Below are 18,998 nucleotides of genomic sequence, written 5' to 3' on the forward strand. Positions count from 1 at the left end.
CCCGTGAAGCCGAATGGTGAGCTGTTACATTTTTTTGCGTGCAGCGCGCCCTAAAGGGCCCTGATCGATGTGCTGATGGCGCGCGCGCATTCGAGAGCGGCCGGCGCCAGTCGGCGCTCGGCATCTTCCACCGACCAGCGACTGGTGGGCGCCACCACATGCACGGACGCAACAGGCCGGCCTTGGCTGTTTCGCACGGGGGCAGCCACGGCCATGTCACCGAGGAACAGTTCTTCGCTGTTGATCGCATATCCCTTGCGCCGGACCTCGGCAATCGCCTCAAGAATCTGCTCGGGGCTGGTGCGGGTGAGGTGGGTATGGCGGATGAGCTCGCTGCGCGCCAGCAGCGCCTTGACTTCATCCTCTTCCAGAGCGCTCAGGTAGGCGCGGCCGGAAGCCGTGCAGTACATCGGTATGCGACTACCGATCGGTAAGTGGATGGGGATGAACTTGGGGCCTACGAACCGCGCCACGTAGAGCATGTCGGTGCGCACGGGCTCGGTCAGGTTGGTGGTTTCGCCGGTAGTTTGCGCCAGTTCCGCGAGGAAGGGGTTGGCCACGTCCACCAAGGTGTCGGCGGCCAGGTAGTTATAGCCGATCTCCATCACTTCCGGAGTGAGCTGGAAACGTTTGCTCAACGGATGCTTGCTCACATAGCCCAGGGCTTCGAGGGTGTAGATCATGCGCTGCGCCGAACTCTTGTTGATGCCGGCGGCCTCGGCCACCTCTGCCAGGTTCATGGTACGGCGGCGGGCATTGAACGCTCGGAGCACGGCCAAACCCTTCTCCAATGACTGATTGAACAGGCTGCTTTCGCTATCGTTCATACGTTGAATCATCCATTTACGCTTCTTTAATATCGATATGCGATATTTGTAAATCTCTTTACGATTTTTGTAAATTGTTTATAGTAAAAAACATGCCTCCTGCCGATACCTGAGGCCAACCCTACGCATAAACACAATAAGTCGCGTGAAATGGGAGTGTTCAGCATGTATCCACGTCTTCGAGCAGTCACCTGCGCTCTGGCCCTGGTCGCCAGTTGTGCCACCGCCTTGGTCGCCCAGGCCGAGACCTACAAAGTGGGCGCCACTGCCACCGGCGTTCCGTTCACTTTCCTTGATGTGAAGAGCAACAGTATCCAGGGCATGATGGTCGACTCGGCTGAGGCCGTGGCCAAGGCGGCGGGCTTTGAAGTGGAAATTGCCCAGACCAATTTCGCGGCGCTGATCCCTTCGCTGACAGCTCGTAAGATCGACCTGATTTCAGCGGCCATGCTGCGCACGCCAGAGCGGGAGAAAGTCGTGCAGTATTCGGAACCGGTGTTCGAGTACGGTGAGGGGCTGATGGTGCGTGCCGACGATGACAAGGCCTACACCAGTATGGATGACTTCAAGGGCGAAGTGGTGGGAGCCCAGGTGGGGACCGTTTTCATCGACGAACTGAATCGCCGTGGCATCTTCAAGGAAGTGCGTGGCTACGACTCGCTCGCCGACCTCACCCGTGACCTGGCGCTGGGTCGGATCAAGGCCGGCTTCGGTGATCACCCGATCCTGGCGTATCAGATGGCGCAGGGCACATTGAAGAAAGTGCGCCTGGTCGAGAGTTACCAGCCGCACCTCAAGGGCCAGGTGTGCCTGATCATGCGCCAGGGCGACCCGCAGATGCTGGCACAGGTCAACAAGGGTATCGCCAGCATCAAGGCCGACGGCACGCTGGCCGGCATCATCGCCAAGTGGAAGCTCGACTGACGGTCGTCATCCTCCGGTGCCCAGAAAGGGCGCCGTCTCTTAGGTACATCCATCCCGGACACGCTTATGTTCTTCCAGAATGCTCTGGACTTCCTGCCCATTCTGCTCAATGGCGCGGTGGTCACCGTGCAGGTCACGATTGCCTCGTTCCTGCTCAGTTCCCTGATTGGTTTGGGCTTTGCCCTGATGATGGTGTCGAAGGTGCGCGCCGTCGCCCTGTGCGGCATCACCCTGGTCAACGTCATCCGTGGCCTGCCGATTATCGTGCAGTTGTTCTACATCTACTTCGTGCTGCCTGAATTCGGCATTCAACTCAGCGCCTTGCATGCGGGCATCATCGGCTTGGGTATCGCCTACTCGGCGTACCAGGCGGAGAATTTCCGCGCCGGCATACAGGCCATTCAACAGGGCCAGATCGAGGCGGCCGAGTCCCTTGGCATGCGTGGGCCGATGATCATGCGCCGGGTCGTGCTGCCACAGGCGTTGCGTATTGCCTTGCCGCCCTACGGCAACACCTTGGTGATGATGCTCAAGGACTCGTCCCTGGTGTCGACCATCACCGTTGCCGAGATGACCCGTGCCGGCCAGCTGATTGCTTCGTCGACCTTCGAGAACATGACCGTCTACACCCTGGTGGCATTGCTCTACTTGTCCCTGAGCCTGCCCCTGTCGTATGCCCTGCGCCGTCTCGAAACGCGTATCGCCACGAGGAAGCACGCATGATCAGCATTCAGTCTCTGCATAAAAGCTACGGCAGTACACCTGTGCTCGAAGGCATCGACCTGAACGTCGACAGCGGTCAGGTGGTGTGCCTGATCGGCCCATCGGGTTCGGGAAAGTCCACCTTGCTGCGCTGCATCAACGGGCTGGAGACCTACGAAGGTGGTGACATCCTGGTCGAAGACGAACGGGTGGACCGCAATGCCAAAAGCATCCACTCCATCCGCAGTCAGGTGGCCATGGTGTTCCAACGCTTCAACCTGTTTCCGCACCGCACTGCGTTGCAGAACGTCATGGAAGGTCCGGTGTATGTGAAAAGGGAAAACCCGCAAGCCGCCCGCGAACATGCTCGGGCACTGCTGGAGAAGGTAGGCCTGGCCCACCGTATGGACGCCTACCCCGACGAGCTTTCCGGGGGGCAGCAGCAACGCGTTGCCATCGCCCGTGCGCTGGCCATGCGGCCCAAGGCGATTCTGTTCGATGAGCCGACTTCGGCGCTGGACCCGGAGCTGGTAGGTGAAGTGCTGGCGGTGATGCGAAAACTGGCAGATGAAGGCATGACCATGGTGGTGGTGACCCACGAGATGGGCTTTGCCCGTGAGGTCGCTGACAAGGTCTGCTTCCTCTACGGCGGCAGGATCATCGAAGAGGGCCCGGCCCGCGAGGTGCTCGGGGCGCCTCAGCAACAGCGTACCCAGGACTTCCTGCGACGTTTGCTGACCAGTGAAGGGGGCCAGGCATGAGTGCTGCGCAACTGGCATTGCCTGCCTCATTATGGGCGGCCACTGCCACGCCGGGGGTGCATACACCGCCACTGGATGACGACAAGCAGGTGGATGTCGCCGTGGTCGGTGCCGGTTACACAGGGTTGGTGACGGCCCTGCACCTGGCCCGCCAGGGTGTGCGGGTTTGTGTGCTGGATGCCGGCGAGCCTGGCTGGGGCGCCTCCGGGCGCAATGGCGGGCAGGTCATTCCGGGCCTCAAGCATGACCCGGAAGACTTGCTGCGCCTCTTCGGCCCGGGGCAGGGGCAGCGCTTGGTCGACGTGGCGGGTGGCGCTGCCGATGAAGTCTTCGCGCTCATCCAGCGTTACGGCATTCAGTGCGACGCGACCCGCAAGGGCTGGATCCAGCCGGCTGCGACGCCGGCCGCCATGCGTGCGATCGAGCGGCGCGCCGAGCAATGGCGCAAGCGCGGTGTGCCTGTCGAGCTGCTCGACCAGGGCCGTGTGAGCCAGCGTATAGGCAGTTATGACTACCTCGGTGCCTGGGTCGACCCGCGTGCCGGTAGTGTCCAGCCGCTGAGCTACGTGCGCGGCCTGGCGCGGGCGGCGTTGAGCGAAGGCGTGCAGATCCATGGCCATAACCGGGTGACCGGCTTGCGTCGTGACAGCAGTGGGTGGACGCTCACCACCGATACCCGCCGCATGGTCACAGCCGAACGGGTTGTGCTGGCCACCAATGGCTACACGGACGATCTGTGGCCGAAGTTGCGGCAGACGCTGCTGCCGGCGAACAGTTTCATCGTCGCCACCCGGCCGTTGCCTGAGCAGTTGCGTCGCACGATTTTGCCGGGGGGCGAAGTCTGCTCCGATGCCCGGCGCCTGCTGGTGTATTTCAAGCAGGACGCACAAGGACGCCTGTTGCTGGGCGGGCGAGGGCCATTTGCAGAACCGCGTGCGGCCACTGACTGGAATCATCTGCGCCGCTCAGTGGTGGGGCTGTTCCCGCACTTGAAGGATGTCGAGTTCGAGTACCAGTGGGCTGGGCGGGTGGCGCTGACCCAGGATTTCCTGCCGCACCTGCATGAGCCGGCCCCTGGCCTGAGCATCCTGCTGGGCTACAACGGTCGAGGCATTGCCATGTCGACGACCCTTGGCCGCCATCTGGCCGAGCGCTTGCTTGGGCAGGCCGAGCATTTTCCGTTTCCGGTGACGCCGATTCGGCCGATACCGCTCCATGGTCTGCAGCGCTTGTACCTGGGCGTTGGCATTGCCTGGTACCGGCTGCTGGACGCCATCCTTTGAGTCCAGGCGCGCATGCAATCCGGCCTGTGGTGACCAAGACGGCGGCCGATAGCCCGTTCGGCCACTGCGTTGTTGGGCAGGGCGCCAACGGCTAAACCTGGGGTTTCAGTAGACCCACACTTCCACCCGCCGGTTGCGCAAACGGCCCTGTTCCAGGTCGTTGCCGGCCACAGGCAGTTCGTCGCCCATACCGGTTATCTCCAGGACTTCGACGCCGCCCCTGGCCAGCTCGCGTCTTACCGCCAGGGCTCGCAGACGTGATAGCAGGGCGGCGCGCCCGGGCGTTTCCTTGGGGTCGCCAAAGCCCACCAGCACTGCCTTGGTGTGCAGCTTTGCGTTCTGGCGCAGGTAGTCGGCCACCCGCTGCACGTCGCGCAGTGCCTTGGTGTCGAGGCTGGCACTGCCTTCCTGGAAGCGGAAGTTGACGCTCAGTCGCTGCGCCTTCAGGGCCAGGGTGCGATAGCGCGGTGGCATGTTGGTGTGTGGCGGCACTGACTGGGCCGTGACCTGTTGAGAAACGAAACCCTGTGCGGCGACGATCGCCTGGCCGGCCGGGCTCTGGGCAAAGTCGGCCAATGCCCGGGCCATGGGTGTGGCATTGGCGGGCAGGTAGAAATACAACCTGCGCGACAACGGGTAATCTTCATTGGCCACCAGCGCGCGCTCCGGGCGCATCGCGGGCGCATCACCCTCGGCGATTGCCAGCACCTTGGCGCCGTGCGCCGCTGCCAGGCTACTGAAGCCGATGGCCTGGCGATCGCCAGCGACCCGTTCGGCCAGTTCGTCGCTGGACTCGAAGCGCTGGGTCTGCGGCATCAAGCTGGCCTGGTGCCGGTCCAGTACCATTGCCTTGAAGGTCTCGAACGTGCCGGAGCGCTCGTCCCGGGCATACCTGTGAATCTCGCCGCCGACCACGCCCAGCTGCTCCCAGCGCTGAATGTGCCCGGAGAAGACTTCGGCCAATTGTTGGGTGGTCAGTTGCGGCAAGGGGTTGTCGGGATGGACGATCACCGCCACACCGTCCAGGCCGATGACTTGCTCGGCACGCGCCGCGCGCAGGTCGCCCAAGGCATGCAGCTGGTTGGCTTCGGCGTCGTTGATGGGGCGGGAGGCCGCGGCCAGGTCAGCCTCGCCGCGGCCCAGGGCGGTGAAGCCGGTGCTCGAACCGTGCGCGGCGATGTCGATCCGCAGGGCGCGGCCTTGGGTATCCTGTGCCTGGATCACACTCTCGTTAGGTACCGCTCCGGGCAATCGCTGGATGGCCGTGGCGTGTTGCGACTGCAACAAGCTTTCGACAAGTGCCGGCAACAAGGTCGCGCCGATGGTGTTGGAACCCTGAATACGCAGGTGCGCTGGTTCGGCCAGGGCCATCAGCGGTAGCAACGGGATGAGCAGGATGAGCAGGCGATGCATGCCGGGGACCTTTGGCACAGGAGTGCCCGGCAGATTACGACAGGGGCGTGACTGAAATGTGACAGCGGGTGGCGGGAGGGAGGGCTTTGCCCGCTTATCGCCGGCAAGCCAGCTCCTACGAAGCGTCGGCTTGCCGGCGATGGCGCTGCATCAATGAGCGCCGGCGGATTTGCTCAGGTCACTTTCGGCCCACTCGGTGTACACGCAGGCATCCGCCACGGCCCAGCGAACCTTCACGGTATCGCCCGGCTGCATGGGCATACCCGCGGCAGACAGCGCCTTGACGGTCAGTTCGGTACCACCGGCGGTCACCACATGACAGGTCTGGCTTTCGCCGAGGAACAGTACTTCCGCGACCTTGGCGCTGACCTCGTTCCAACCTGCTGGCAACGAGTCACGAGCGGCTTGTTCAGCCGTCAGTGCCAGGGCTTTTTCCGGGCGCACCATGATCAGCGCGTCTTGCCCGGCCGTCAGGCCTGGCGTCAGGCGAATGGCTACCGGCTGGCCTTCGAAGCTGCCTGCCCCATTGCTGCTGGCCTTGATGCGCAGGAAGTTGGAATTGCCCAGGAACGAGGCCACGAACGCGTTTGGCGGGTTCTGGTAAAGGTCGTAGCCGGTACCCAGGCCAACGATCTTGCCGTGGCTGAAAATGGCGATGCGCTGCGAAAGGCGCATGGCTTCTTCCTGATCGTGGGTCACGTAGACGATGGTGATGCCCAGGCGCCGGTGCAGCTGGCGCAGCTCGTCCTGCAGGTCTTCACGCAGCTTCTTGTCCAGCGCACCAAGCGGTTCGTCCATCAGCAGGATGCGGGGCTCGTACACCAGCGCCCGGGCAATCGCTACGCGCTGCTGCTGGCCGCCGGACATCTGCGAGGGTTTGCGGTGGGCGAATTTCTCCAGCTGTACCAGCTTGAGCATGGCGTCGACGCGCTTGTTGGTCTCAGCGGCGCCGAGCTTGCGGATGGCCAGCGGGAAGGCGATGTTGTCGCGCACGTTCAGGTGCGGGAACAGCGAATAGCGCTGAAACACCATGCCGATGTCGCGCTTGTGCGGTGGCACGTTCACCAGCGACTGGCCTTCGACCAGAATCTCGCCGCTGCTGGGCGTTTCGAAGCCGGCCAGCATCGACAGGGTGGTGGACTTGCCCGAGCCGCTGGAGCCCAGGAAGGTGAGAAACTCGCCGTCCTGGATGTCCAGGTCGAGGTTGTCCACGGCGGTGAAGTCGCCGTAGTGCTTGTTCAGACCGCGCAGGCTGACCAGGGTCTTGTTGTGCGCGTTGTCTTTGATCACTGCACTCATGGTTGTTCTCTCCGGGCACTCAGGCGTTGACTTCGGTGCGCCGGCGCAGTGCGGCGGCAATAATCATGACAAGAAGCGACAGGCCGATCAGCAGCGTCGATGCGACGGCAATGACCGGGCTCAGGTCCTGACGCAGGGTGGTCCACATCTTTACCGGCAGTGTCTGCAGGTCGGGGCTCGCCATCATCACGCTGAGCACCACTTCATCCCAGGACACCAGGAAGGCGAACAGGCCGCCGGCGATCATTCCCGGGCGGATGGCGGGGAAGGTGACCTTGAAAATGGCCTGCAGGCGCGAGGCGCCGCAGATCACCGCGGCATCCTCGATCGACTGGTCGAACAACTTCAACGAGTTGATGATCGAGATGATGGTGAAAGGCAGGGCGACGATCACATGGCTGACCACGAAGGCGAACAACGTGCCGGTGTAGCCGAGCTTGAGGAACAGCGCATACACCGCCACGGCGATGATCACCAGCGGCACGATCATCGGCATGGTGAACAGGCCGTAGAGCAACTCACGGCCAGGGAAGCGCCCGCGTACAAGGGCGAAGGCGGTGGGCAGGCCCAGCAGCACGGCGGCAAGGGTGGTCAGCACGGCGACCTTGAGGCTGGCCAGGGCGGCGTCCATCCATTCGGGATTGGAGAAGAACTGGCCATACCATTTGAAGGTCCAGCCTGGTGGTGGGAACACCAGCCACTGGGATGAGCCGAACGACAATAGGACGATGAATACCACCGGCAGCAGCAGGAAGGCCGCGATGACCCCGGTGGTCAAGTACAGGCCAGTACGCAGCGGGCGGCCCATGGCGTTGGGAGACAGGAGCATGACGGCTTACCTCGCGTTGCCAACCGGAGATTCCGGCTGCAGCTTCAGGTACAGATAGAAGAGCACCAGGGTGATCACCACCAGCAGTGCGGCGGCGGCGCTGGCCAGGCCCCAGTTCAGGAACGATTGCACCTGCTGGATGATGAATTCAGGCAGCATCATGTTCTGCGCACCGCCCAGCAGTGCCGGGGTGACGTAGTAACCGAGCGACATCACGAACACCATCAACGCACCGGAGAACAACCCCGAGCGGCACAGCGGCAGGAACACCTTCCAGAAGTTGGTCCAGGGACTGGCACCACAGATCGAGCCGGCCTGCAGCACCATCGGGTCGATGGCGTGCATGGTCGCCTGCAGCGGCAGGACGATGAACGGAATCATGATGTAGCTCATCCCGATCACCACGCCGGTGAGGTTGTGCACCATCTCCAGCGGCGTATCGATGATGCCCATGGCCATCAACGCCTTGTTGATCACCCCCGAGCTTTGCAGCAGCACCAGCCATGAGTAGGTGCGCGCCAGCAGGCTGGTCCACATCGACAGCAGCACGATGTTCAGCAGCCAGCGCCCCCACCCCTTCGGCACCAAGGTGATTGCCCAGGCCAGCGGAAAGCCCAGCAGCACGCTGATCAGGGTCACCAGGCCGGCGACGGAGAAGGTGTTGAAGAGCACGCGCGCGTAAGCCGAGTTTGCGAACAGCTGCTCGTAGTTGCCCAGCCCCGGCACCGGCTCCAGCACTCCGCGCAGCAACAGACCGGCCAGCGGCGCGAAGAAGAACAGGCCAAGGAACAGCAGGGCAGGCAGCAGGTTGCGGCTGCCTTTCCAGCGTTGGCTCAGGCTTGGGCGGCACGCGGCCGCTCCCGGAGCGCCGGTGCCGCTGGGGGCACCGTGCGCGTTATGCAGGGCGTTGATGGCAACTTTCATTTGACCAGCCACTCATTCCAGCGCGCCGCGATGGCCGGTCCGTTCTTGGCCCAGTAGGCGAAATCCAGGGTGACCTGGTCCTGGGCATAGGCGGTCGGCAGGTTTGGCGCAAGGTCTTTGTCGAGTTTGCCGACGCTGTCGATGTTCACCGGGGCGTAGGCGGTCTTGTTGGCGAAATCGGCCTGGCCCTCGGCGCTGCTGGCATTGGCCAGGAACTTCATGGCCGCATCCTTGTTCTTGGCGCCCTTGGGGATGACCAGGAAATCGGCCATGACCAGGTTCTGCTTCCAGCTCACACCCACCGGCGCACCGTCTTGCTGCAGGGCATAGACCCGGCCATTCCAGAACTGACCCAGGGACGCTTCTCCGGAGGCCAGCAGCTGTTGCGACTGGGCGCCACCGCCCCACCAGACGATGTCCTTCTTGATGGTGTCGAGTTTCTTGAAGGCGCGGTCCAGGTCCAGCGGGTAGAGCTTGTCGGGCGCTACGCCGTCGGCCAGCAGGGCAAGCTCCAGCACGCCAGGGCTGGGCCATTTGTACAGGGCGCGTTTGCCAGGGTACGTCTTGGTGTCGAACAGAGCGCTCCAGTCGACCGGTTTGTTGGCACCGAGCTTGCCTTCGTTGTAGCCGAGCACGAAGGAGAAGAAGAACGAGCCGACACCGTGGTCGGAGACGAAACGAGGATCGATCTTGTCGCGCTGGATCTGTTTGAAGTCCAGGGGTTCGAGCAGGCCTTCGCTGGCAGCCCGCAGTGCAAAATCGGCTTCGACGTCGACCACGTCCCATTGCACGTTGCCGCTCTCGACCATGGCCTTGAGCTTGCCGTAATCGGTCGGGCCGTCCTGAACGACTTTGATGTTGGTCGACTTGGTGAAGGGGACTGCCCATGCTTCTTTCTGGGCGTCCTGGGTGGTGCCGCCCCAACTGACGAAGTTGAGGCTGTCGGCGGCCTGCACGGCCTGACATGCCAGGGTCAGCAGGCTGGCGGACAGCACTGCGGTTACACGTTTGCTCAACAGCATGGTTACGCCCTCGTTGCTTTTGTTATTCGAGGCGGGGCTTGTGGTGCGCCCGCCAACAGTGTTCGGGGAGCAGCTTCAACAAAGTGTCTTCTGGCCGTTTGTCATTGTAGGTGCCGGCCTGCTGAATCAAGGTCTACGGGATATCATATTATGGTATTCCAAACATTTGGCAAGAGGGATGAGGCTACCGGCCATCACTCCGAGGTTTTGGTTGCGACGCGGGCCCTCTGCAGGAGCGGCCCGGCTCAATTGGAAAAGGGGAGGTTGTTCAGCCCGCGATCCCCGGTTCGAACGGAATGCTTTGCACCACTTCCAGCTCATACCCTGCCAGCCCTGCGTATTTCAGTGGCGGCCCCAGGTGACGCAGCTTGCCCACGCCCAGGTCCTGGAGGATTTGCGCTCCGGTACCCACCTCCGAGTACACCTTCGATTGTCCGCGCTGGTAAGGCCGTATCGGCTGGGTCAGTTGCGGCACGCGTTCGAGCAAGGCCTGGGAGGATTCGTGGTTGGCCAGGATCACCACCACGCCTGCACCTTCCTCGGCGACCTTCTCGAGCGCCGCCCACAACGTCCAGTTGGCCGGGCCGGCATACTCGGCACCGACCAGGTCACGCAGCGGGTCGATCACATGCACACGCACCAGGGTCGGCTGCTCGCGGCGGATGTCACCCATCACCATCGCCATGTGCACACCGCCTTCGATGCGGTCTTCATAGGTCACCAGACGGAAGGTGCCGTGGACGGTGGGTAGCTCCCGTTCGCCGATGCGCTTGATGGTCTGCTCGGTGCTCAGGCGATAGTGGATCAAATCGGCGATGGTGCCGATCTTGATGCCGTGCCGGGCGGCAAACACTTCCAGGTCGGGCCGCCGGGCCATGGTGCCGTCGTCGTTGAGCACCTCGACGATTACCGATGCCGGGGCAAAGCCGGCCAGGCGCGCCAGGTCGCAGCCGGCTTCGGTATGCCCGGCACGAGTCAGGACGCCGCCTTCGCGGGCGCGCAGGGGAAAGATGTGGCCGGGCTGCACCAGGTCTTCCGGGCGGGCGTCAGGAGCCATGGCTGCCGCCACCGTGCGGGCCCGGTCGGCGGCGGAGATGCCAGTGGTGACGCCGGTGGCCGCTTCGATCGACACGGTGAAGGCGGTGCTGAACACACTGCCGTTGGCCGGTACCATCTGTTCCAGGCCCAGGCGTTGGCAGTGATCGTCGGTGAGGGTCAGGCAGATCAGGCCGCGCGCTTCGCGGGCCATGAAGTTGATAGCCTGGGCGTCACAGCGTTCGGCGGCAATCAGCAGGTCGCCTTCGTTTTCCCGGTCTTCATCGTCCACCAGCAGCACCATCTTGCCCTGCCGGTAATCTTCGAGAAGTTCTTCGATGCTGTTGAATGCCATGCTGCACGCTCGCTGTGATGGGGTGATTTTTATGGTATACCATCATACACAATATCGACGTAGCAGGAGATCAGCGGATGAAGGCTTACTGGATCGCCCATGTGGATGTCAGCGACCCCGAGCAATACCAGCAGTACACCCAGCGTGCGCCGGCGGCCTTCAAGGCATTCGGTGGACGCTTCCTGGCTCGTGGCGGGCGTAGCGAGGCAATGGAGGGGAGGCCTACGCCTCAGCGTAGCGTGGTGATCGAGTTCGATTCGTATGAACAGGCAGTGGCCTGTTATCGGTCGGCGTTGTACCAGCAGGCTTGCAGCCATCGCCAAGGGGTGGCGAAGGCCGAGGTGATCATCGTCGAAGGTTTCGAGCCCTGAGCCATTCGCGACTGGCCTATGGCGGGCTTGCCCGCCGTAGGCCAGTAATGCCTGAGGTAGCCTTCAAGGCATCCCAGGCAACTCATGTGGACGCAGGTCGAATACCAACACTTCGGCATCATTGCCATTGGCCAGCTCCAGCCTTTGCTCTTGGCGAACCCGCACACCGTCCCCCTCATTCAGCGCCTGCCCATTGAGCGCGATGCTGCCCCGGGCGACATGCACATAGGCATGGCGGTTTTCCCGCAGGTTAAGGGTCGCCCGTTCCTCGCCATCGAACAGCCCGGCATACACCCGCGCGTTCTGGCGGACCTGCAATGAGCCTTCGGCGCCATCGGGCGAGATGATCAAGCGCAACCTGCCGCGTTTTTCCTCTGCACTGAAGTGCCGCTGCTGGTAACGCGGTGTCGCGCCCCTGACGTTGGGCACGATCCAGATCTGCAGGAAGTGTACCGGCACCGTCAGGCTGTGGTTGAACTCGCTGTGGGCCACACCGTGCCCCGCGCTCATCAGTTGCACATCGCCGGGGCGAATCACCGAACCGGTGCCGAGGGTGTCCTTGTGCTCCAGTGCACCTTCAAGCACATAGGAGAAAATCTCCATGTCTCGGTGCGGGTGCTCGCCGAAGCCTTTGCCGGCGATGACACGGTCGTCGTTGATCACCAGCAGGTCGGAAAAACCTTGTTCTTCGGGGTTACGGTAATGGCCGAAGGAAAAGGTATGGAACGACTTCAGCCAGCCATGGAAGCCAATGCCACGGTCTTGGGCGTTGCGCAGGGTGAGCATGGTGGTTCTCCTTGAAAAGCCGGGGCCGGAAGGGCCGCAGGGCAATTGATGGGAGAATCGTACTGTCACTTTAAGTGTTTATAAATTAGGTTCAATGAGTATTACTGTCTTGTCCAGGATGACAGCGGTAGACGTGCTCTGACGGCTATTTCTTTTGCGGCAGTAGTACTGTTCCTAATTTTCGCTGACGCGCTTCGGAGGGGGATTTCGGCTGCTAGCTTCCGGATTTTCCACTCGGGAATCGCACTCCATACGTAATGAAATCGACGGTAAAGGCCAGGCAGTAGACGGGGACAGGACCACCACCGGGGCCATCTGCATGGCCAGTGGCAGTGGCTATACCTTCAATGGTCAGAAGGTGCTTCGCCGAGGTGATGTCACTAAGGCTTGTCCGATGTGTGGCCAGGAAGGAGTGATTGCAGAGGGTAGCGAGTTGTTCCTCTCGTTCGGGCAGCCCGTGGCGGAGGATGGATCATTGGTCAAATGTGGCTGCCCGACTGGCAGCAATCGTGTAGTGGCGCCCCTTACGGGGCCGATGCCGTCAGGCCGGAGCTTGGCCACGGCAAGAGCAGTCGCTGCGCCGACAACACGGTCCCTCGGCGCTACTGATTCTGGATTGGAGTCGGGCTTTCATATCGTTCAGCGCAGCATGTCGTTCGAGGAGGTATTGGCGAGCCTGGCTATGCAAAAGCCTTTGCCCCTCTCATCGCTGCAGCGCTTGAATCCCACCTTCGCTGACGGCTTCAAGGCCGGCGAGATCTTTGTGCTGGGCAGCCCGAGCAGCGAGTTTACCTGCAGCCCTGGGGAAACCGAATTGATCATGGTGGCGGAAGAAGCGAGAGCGTCACTGGCGATTCTTTGACCCGAGGAAGCCAATTTCATGATGCGGCACCTAAGCGAGATTGCAGGTGTACTCAATGGCGCGAGCCAGTCGATGGGCGTTGGCATGGATATGCTTGAGCGGGGGCTGGGGCAGGTAACAAATACTCTGAAAGGGATCGAAGCATTGCACCAGCGTCAATTTACCCTGCATGGCCATCTGAACAGCCCAGAGTTCTTTGCCTCGCGCAAGGAGCTCTACAAGCAACTGGATAGCCAATTGCGCATGGCCTTTTTGAACAAGCCGCTAGGTTTGGGAAGTTATGACAGTCTGCGCCGTGATCTTGGTATCTCGTCCAAGAGTGTTGTACATCATTGGAAGAAGGCAGGCGTGTCAGGACAGATACCGGGCTACGCGACGCACCTGGACGAGGTGGCGAAGGTGTCGAAGTATCTCAAATACGGAGGGTGGGTTGGAATCGGACTGGGTGCCGGGTCTTCTTATTTGAAGGTCTATGAAGCGTGCCGATCAGGTGAGACCAAAGCCTGTAAGAAAATTCGATTTACAGAAGCGGGAAGTTTCGCAGGAGGGTTAGCTGGAGGGGTCGCTGGGGGGCAGCTTGCGTCTCTTGCAGCGAAAGCGGTGTGCCGTTTTGGCGTCTATGGTAAGGCTGTTTGTGGTATTGCGATGTTTGGTGGTGGATCCTATGGTGGTAGCACGTTAGGTGAACCGGTGGGCGACGTTTTAGGAGAAATGGCATACGAGGCGCTCTATGATTGATCTATCGAACGTGCCCGTTGGCTTGAAAATAGCGTTTGTGCTTGCACCTTTCATCATCAGTTTGACTGGGGTCGGTATTGGCTACCATAGAGCGGGTTCCCGGCATTTCGAGGTGCTATGCAAGGCATTTAAAAATAGCCAGGGCTTTGTGGAGGACTTTACGTATTGGAGTACTATTTCGCTTAGAACAAGGTCGATGATAGTGTCGGGTGTCACGTTGGCGTCAGTTTGGCCTGGTTTAGGAATTCGCCAAGGGTGGTTGGATGCTGATGACTGCCGAAACTGCCCGCTCTATCTCAGGCGCAGGCTGCAGATATCATTCTGGTGTCTTCTAATCGGTTGTATATGGCTTTTTGTAGTTTGGCTGCTGATTGAACTGGATAGATTGTAGATCCGAAAAAGACCCGCCAAGGCGGGTCTTTTGATCGTTGACTCACTGCAAATGTATTTTAAGTTCGGTGGCCGCCTGCCTCATCGCCGCCTTAACCGCCGGCACCTGATTCAACGGGTTGAGCAGCCCATAGTCGTGAATCATCCCGTTGTACCGCACCGAAGTCACCGTCACGCCAGCGGCATCCAGCTTGCGGGCATACGCTTCACCTTCGTCACGCAGCACGTCGAACTCGGCCGTCTGCACCAGCGCCGGCGGCAGGCCTTTCAACTGCTCACTGCTGGCCCGCAGTGGCGAAGCGTAGATCTGCGCGCGAGCATTGGCGTCGGTGGTGTAGTTGTCCCAGAACCACTTCATCATGCCGGTGGTGAGGAAGTGCCCTTCGGCGAACTGCTTGTAAGAACCCGTCTCGAAGCTGGCGTCAGTCACCGGCCACAGCAGCAACTGGAAGCGCAACGCCGGCGTGCCAGCCTCTTTGGCCTTGAGTGCCACGACGGCCGCCATGTTGCCGCCGACGCTGTTGCCTGCCACGGCCAGGCGCTTGCCGTCCACGCCGATGTCCTTGCCATGCTCGGCCACCCAACGGGTCGCGGCATATGCCTGGTCGATCGCAGTGGGGTAGTGCGCTTCGGGCGACGGGGTGTAGTCCACATAGATCGCCACCGCACCGGAGCCGACCACCAGGTCGCGAATCAATCGCTGATGGGTCGGGAAGTCGCCGAGTACCCAGCCGCCACCGTGGAAGAACATGAACACTGGCAACTCGCCTTTAGCGTTGCTTGGGCGCACCACCTGCAGCTTGATCGACTGGCCGTTGGCCTGGATGGTGCGTTCCTTGACCTCGATGCCGGACAGGTCGACCTTCACCGACGCCTGGGCACCGGTCAGCACGGCACGGGCTTCGTTCGGGGTGAGTTGCTCGAGCGGCTTGCCGCCGCCGCGTTCCAGGGCTTCGAGGAAGGCTTGAGTATGCTGTTCGACACCCGGGCTGCCCGCTGCAAATGCGCTGGAGACGGACAGGGCCAGAAGGCTGGCGGTGAGGGTTTTGTGGACAATGTTCATGTGCGAATCCTTTTCTATGAAGTGTTGGAGTGGGCGTCTTGCCTGGCCTGGGGGCCATCGCTGCGACCTGTGCATAGAGTAGGGAGATGCCTTCGTGGGAAAAAGTCGGTATAAAGCGTTTTACTGTCACGTAGAGAGAGACAATGAACCCATACGAAGACATGCGGATCTTCGCCCAGGTCATGGAAGCTGGCAGCTTCACCGCTGCCGCCGACCGCCTGGGCATGTCCAAGCAATCAGTCAGCCGACGCTTGATGCAGTTGGAAGAACGCCTGGGTGTGCGCCTGCTCAATCGCTCGACTCGGCGCCTGGATGCCACGCCGCTGGGCCAGCATTACTATCAGTCGGCCTTGCGTCTGCTGGGCGAAGTGCAGCAGGTGGAATACGACATCAGCGGCCAGGCTCAGGCCCTGCGCGGTACCTTGCGTTTGAGTGCGCCGCTGTCTTTCGCCATGGCGCACCTGGGATGCCTGCTGACTGAGTTTCTCCGCTTGCATCCGCAGGTCGACGTCGAAGTGGACTTGAGCGACCGCGCTGTCGACCTGATCGGCGAAGGTTATGACTTGGCATTGCGGATCGGCGCACTGGAAGATTCAAGCTTGGTGGCGCGGCGCATCGCCAGTGTCGAGCGGGTGTATTGCGCCAGTCCAGCCTACTTGCAAGCCCGGGGGCAGCCCATTACGCCCGAGGCAGTGAGCGAGCACGATTGCCTGCCATACGGCCACGCACGTCAGGTGCAGTGGCAGTTCAAGGGGCAGGGCAAGGCTCAAAGCATCGCGGTCACTGGTCGGATGCGTGCCAACAATGGTGAACTGCTCAGGGATGCGGCGATCGCCGGCATGGGCATCACCTACCTGCCGACCTTCATCGTTGGGCAGGCATTGGCCGATGGGCGCCTGGTGACGCTGCTGGAGCCCTGGACACCGCCACCCCTGCAGTTGTCGGCGGTGTATCCGCAGCACCGGCAGGTGGCCAGGCCGGTGCAGGGGTTCGTGGCGTTTCTGCGCGAGCGCCTGGCGCAGTTGTAGGCGCCTACTCCAGACCGCGTTGCAATGCTTCGATGAACACACCTTCGGCCCGGCTCAGGCGTTGCTCGCGGTTCCACAGCAGGTGGATGTCCACATCGGCAATGCCTTCGTGCGGGGGCAGCTTCCACAGCAGCCCCGCGGCCACATCCGGTGCCACCACGTGCTCGGGCAGGCAGCCGATGCCGAACCCCGCGATCACCAGGCGGCGGACTTCCTCCAGGCTGGGCGACGAAGCCACGATACGCCCGGAAAAGCCCTGTTGGTCGCGGAAAATGGTCAGCGGCGACAGCATGCCGCCGATCTGGTCGCTGGTGAAGCTGACGAAATTCTCCCGCTGCAAGTCGCCTTCGGCCTGGCCGAACAGACGATGGTGCTTGCCACAGAAGAACGCATAGCGTTGACGCAGGAACAGTCGTTGTTCCAGGCGTGGCTGGGGCCGGCGGTTGAGGCTAAGGCCTGCCGTGGCGGTCTTCTCCTGCAGGGCGGCGACGATATCGGAGCTGCGCATCACGTCGATCTCCACCTCCACCCTTGGGTGCTGGCGATGGAAGGCGGCGAGAAAATCATCGAAGCGCTCGCTGACGATGCGGCTGATCATCAGTAGGCGCACCTTGCCCACCAATTCATTGGCCGGTTGCTCCAGCAGCCCGCTGATTTGCGACATCTGTCCATACACCTCACCGGCCAGCTGGAACAGCTGCTCGCCCATTTCGGTCAGTACGAACCGCGGCCCCCGGCGGGCGATGAGTTGGCGCCCGAGTTGTTCCTCCAGGCGCTTGAGTGCCTGGCTCACGGCAGGTTGGGTCAGGTGCAGCCGGGCAGCGGCGCGGCTGATGGACAACTCCTGGCCAATCACCCGAAACGTACGCAGCAGGTTCCAGTCGAGGCGGTCGTTGAGCAGGCGGTCGGACATGGCGGGACTCTAGAATAAGCTCGATTTATAGTTGGAATAATAAATAGAAAATTGACTAATCATAGCCTCGGAACGATAAATCGCACCTAGACGCCGACAGAGCGCTCCCGTGACTCACTTACTCCTGCCAGAAAAACAAGCAAAGGAGCCATCCATGAAGCCTACCGCTTCACCCCAGCCGCGCCGGGCCGCTGCCGCCGCATTCATCGGCACCATGATCGAGTGGTACGATTTCTACATTTACGCTACCGCCGCGGCGTTGGTGTTCGGTGCCTTGTTCTTCCCCTCCGACGACAGCCTGTTCAGCACCATGGCCGCCTTCGGCACCTTCGCCGTAGGCTTTTTCGCCAGGCCGCTGGGTGGCATTGTCTTCGGCCATGTCGGCGACCGTATTGGTCGCAAGAAATCCCTGGTCATCACCCTGTTGATGATGGGCGTGGTGACGGTCGGCATCGGCCTGCTGCCGACCTACGCCCAGATCGGTACAACCGCGCCGGTGCTGCTGATTTTGCTGCGCATCGTCCAGGGCATTGCCGTGGGCGGCGAGTGGGGTGGGGCGGTCTTGATGGCTGGCGAGCATGCCCCCAAAGGGCGCCGTACCTTCTTCGCCTCCTTCGCCCAGTTGGGTAGCCCGGCGGGTTTGATCCTTTCCCTGTTGGCCTTTGGCGCCGTCACGCGGTTGCCAGAAGCAGAGCTGATGAGCTGGGGCTGGCGTGTACCGTTCCTGGCCAGTGCACTGTTGCTGCTGGTAGGCCTGGCCATTCGCCTTGGGGTCAACGAGTCGCCTGAGTTCATCGCCAGCCGTGAACAGGCCCTGAAGACTCAACGCAAGGAGCAGGCCCCGGTACTGGAAGTGCTGCGTACTGCCTGGCGCCCGTTGTTGCTGTGCATCGGCGCCAATACCCTGGGCATCGCCGGGGTCTATTTCACCAATACCTTCATGATCAGCTACACCACCCAGCAGTTGCACCTGGAACGCGCCTTGATTCTTGAATGCCTGTTCTTCGTGGCTGTCATCCAGTTCTGCGTGCAACCGCTGGCAGCGTGGCTATCGGAAAGAATCGGTGCCACGCGCTTCCTGGCGCTGGTCGCCCTGCTGGCCATGGCTTCGCCTTACCCGATGTTCGTGCTGGTCAGCTCCGGCGAAGGCCCGTTGATCGTGCTGGGTATCGCCCTGGCGGCAGCCTGCATGGCTTCGTTCTACGCGGTCATCGCCGGTTATGTCAGCGGCATGTTCGAAACCCGTGTGCGCTACACCGCCATCTCCATGGCCTACCAGGTGTGTGGCGCCATCGCTGGCGGGCTTACCCCGCTGATCGGCACTTGGCTGGCCCATACCTTCATTGGCCAATGGTGGCCGATGGCGGTGTTCTACACCCTGATCGCCACGATCTCGCTCACTTGCGTGCTGGCCCTGGCGCGCCAATACACCCGCAGTCAGCGCCTGGAGCTGGCCTGATCCCGACCGAATCC

At 61.8% G+C, this 18,998-nt stretch carries 19 protein-coding genes; 9 read left to right on the forward strand and 10 right to left on the reverse strand.

Annotated elements, in window-relative coordinates; genetic code table 11:
• Positions 1 to 50: 50 nt before the first annotated feature.
• Entirely contained in the window at positions 51 to 827 is a 777-nt protein-coding gene (locus tag IF103_RS09545) for an IclR family transcriptional regulator (RefSeq protein WP_027907022.1), read from the reverse strand.
• A 165-nt stretch (positions 828 to 992) separates the two neighbouring features.
• On the opposite strand from IF103_RS09545, the gene IF103_RS09550 reads away from it, so the two are divergent.
• The 4 genes from IF103_RS09550 (at position 993) to IF103_RS09565 (ending at position 4,497) form a co-directional block, all read left to right on the forward strand.
• The gene (locus tag IF103_RS09550; RefSeq protein WP_041925634.1) at positions 993 to 1,751 is read left to right on the forward strand and encodes an ABC transporter substrate-binding protein; all 759 of its coding nucleotides are present in this window, start codon (positions 993 to 995) and stop codon (positions 1,749 to 1,751) included.
• A gap of 66 nt (positions 1,752 to 1,817) precedes the next feature.
• A complete protein-coding gene (locus tag IF103_RS09555; RefSeq protein WP_023380042.1) occupies positions 1,818 to 2,474 on the forward strand; it encodes an amino acid ABC transporter permease in 657 nt (218 codons plus the stop codon).
• On the forward strand, positions 2,471 to 3,214 hold the full coding sequence (locus tag IF103_RS09560) for an amino acid ABC transporter ATP-binding protein (RefSeq protein WP_023380043.1): 744 nt from the start codon (positions 2,471 to 2,473) through the stop codon (positions 3,212 to 3,214). The genes IF103_RS09555 and IF103_RS09560 overlap by 4 nt, the downstream gene beginning before the upstream one ends.
• Positions 3,211 to 4,497: an NAD(P)/FAD-dependent oxidoreductase gene (locus tag IF103_RS09565; RefSeq protein WP_202676054.1), complete on the forward strand. Its 1,287-nt coding sequence runs from the start codon at positions 3,211 to 3,213 to the stop codon at positions 4,495 to 4,497. The genes IF103_RS09560 and IF103_RS09565 overlap by 4 nt, the downstream gene beginning before the upstream one ends.
• Before the next feature lie 105 nt (positions 4,498 to 4,602).
• On the opposite strand, the gene IF103_RS09570 is transcribed toward IF103_RS09565, so the two are convergent.
• The 6 genes from IF103_RS09570 to ribBA form a co-directional block, all read right to left on the reverse strand.
• The gene (locus IF103_RS09570) at positions 4,603 to 5,910 is read right to left on the reverse strand and encodes a substrate-binding domain-containing protein (RefSeq protein WP_202676055.1); all 1,308 of its coding nucleotides are present in this window, start codon (positions 5,908 to 5,910) and stop codon (positions 4,603 to 4,605) included.
• 150 nt (positions 5,911 to 6,060) lie between these two features.
• A complete protein-coding gene (locus IF103_RS09575) occupies positions 6,061 to 7,209 on the reverse strand; it encodes an ABC transporter ATP-binding protein (protein ID WP_104881914.1) in 1,149 nt (382 codons plus the stop codon).
• A gap of 19 nt (positions 7,210 to 7,228) precedes the next feature.
• Positions 7,229 to 8,038, reverse strand: a complete 810-nt coding sequence (locus IF103_RS09580; protein ID WP_023380047.1) for an ABC transporter permease — start codon at positions 8,036 to 8,038, stop codon at positions 7,229 to 7,231.
• A gap of 6 nt (positions 8,039 to 8,044) precedes the next feature.
• Positions 8,045 to 8,962, reverse strand: coding sequence for an ABC transporter permease (locus IF103_RS09585; protein WP_023380048.1), 918 nt, complete (start codon positions 8,960 to 8,962; stop codon positions 8,045 to 8,047).
• Positions 8,959 to 9,984, reverse strand: a complete 1,026-nt coding sequence (locus IF103_RS09590; RefSeq protein ID WP_023380049.1) for an ABC transporter substrate-binding protein — start codon at positions 9,982 to 9,984, stop codon at positions 8,959 to 8,961. The genes IF103_RS09585 and IF103_RS09590 overlap by 4 nt, the downstream gene beginning before the upstream one ends.
• 268 nt (positions 9,985 to 10,252) lie before the next feature.
• A complete protein-coding gene (gene ribBA, locus IF103_RS09595; RefSeq protein ID WP_023380050.1) occupies positions 10,253 to 11,374 on the reverse strand; it encodes a bifunctional 3,4-dihydroxy-2-butanone-4-phosphate synthase/GTP cyclohydrolase II in 1,122 nt (373 codons plus the stop codon).
• Positions 11,375 to 11,451: 77 nt separating this feature from the next.
• On the opposite strand from ribBA, the gene IF103_RS09600 reads away from it, so the two are divergent.
• A complete protein-coding gene (locus IF103_RS09600; protein WP_023380051.1) occupies positions 11,452 to 11,745 on the forward strand; it encodes a DUF1330 domain-containing protein in 294 nt (97 codons plus the stop codon).
• Positions 11,746 to 11,808: 63 nt separating this feature from the next.
• Here IF103_RS09600 and IF103_RS09605 read toward each other — a convergent pair whose 3' ends face one another.
• Complete coding sequence (locus IF103_RS09605) at positions 11,809 to 12,531, reverse strand: pirin family protein (RefSeq protein WP_023380052.1); 723 nt, start codon at positions 12,529 to 12,531, stop codon at positions 11,809 to 11,811.
• Between the two features lie 319 nt (positions 12,532 to 12,850).
• Between IF103_RS09605 and IF103_RS25365 the strand changes: the two genes are divergently transcribed.
• Together IF103_RS25365 and IF103_RS25190 are read left to right on the forward strand one after the other, a co-directional pair.
• On the forward strand, positions 12,851 to 13,393 hold the full coding sequence (locus IF103_RS25365; protein ID WP_502709912.1) for a PAAR domain-containing protein: 543 nt from the start codon (positions 12,851 to 12,853) through the stop codon (positions 13,391 to 13,393).
• Between the two features lie 18 nt (positions 13,394 to 13,411).
• Positions 13,412 to 14,131: a hypothetical protein gene (locus IF103_RS25190; RefSeq protein WP_353843717.1), complete on the forward strand. Its 720-nt coding sequence runs from the start codon at positions 13,412 to 13,414 to the stop codon at positions 14,129 to 14,131.
• A gap of 433 nt (positions 14,132 to 14,564) precedes the next feature.
• Here the strand turns inward: IF103_RS25190 and IF103_RS09615 are convergent, their stop codons facing one another.
• On the reverse strand, positions 14,565 to 15,584 hold the full coding sequence (locus IF103_RS09615) for an alpha/beta hydrolase (RefSeq protein ID WP_023380054.1): 1,020 nt from the start codon (positions 15,582 to 15,584) through the stop codon (positions 14,565 to 14,567).
• 143 nt (positions 15,585 to 15,727) lie between these two features.
• Between IF103_RS09615 and IF103_RS09620 the strand changes: the two genes are divergently transcribed.
• Positions 15,728 to 16,612 (forward strand): LysR family transcriptional regulator, encoded by an 885-nt coding sequence (locus IF103_RS09620; RefSeq protein WP_023380055.1) that lies wholly within the window; start codon positions 15,728 to 15,730, stop codon positions 16,610 to 16,612.
• Positions 16,613 to 16,616: 4 nt separating this feature from the next.
• Here the strand turns inward: IF103_RS09620 and IF103_RS09625 are convergent, their stop codons facing one another.
• Positions 16,617 to 17,525 (reverse strand): LysR family transcriptional regulator, encoded by a 909-nt coding sequence (locus IF103_RS09625; RefSeq protein ID WP_104881911.1) that lies wholly within the window; start codon positions 17,523 to 17,525, stop codon positions 16,617 to 16,619.
• 154 nt (positions 17,526 to 17,679) lie between these two features.
• On the opposite strand from IF103_RS09625, the gene IF103_RS09630 reads away from it, so the two are divergent.
• Positions 17,680 to 18,984 carry an MFS transporter gene (locus tag IF103_RS09630; RefSeq protein WP_104881910.1) on the forward strand — a complete coding sequence of 435 codons (1,305 nt, stop codon included), beginning with the start codon at positions 17,680 to 17,682 and terminating at the stop codon, positions 18,982 to 18,984.
• The last annotated feature ends 14 nt before the right edge of the window (positions 18,985 to 18,998 follow it).

Origin of the sequence: Pseudomonas sp. SK2 (assembly GCF_016772395.1) — a bacterium.
In the GTDB taxonomy this organism is placed as follows: domain Bacteria; phylum Pseudomonadota; class Gammaproteobacteria; order Pseudomonadales; family Pseudomonadaceae; genus Aquipseudomonas; species Aquipseudomonas taiwanensis.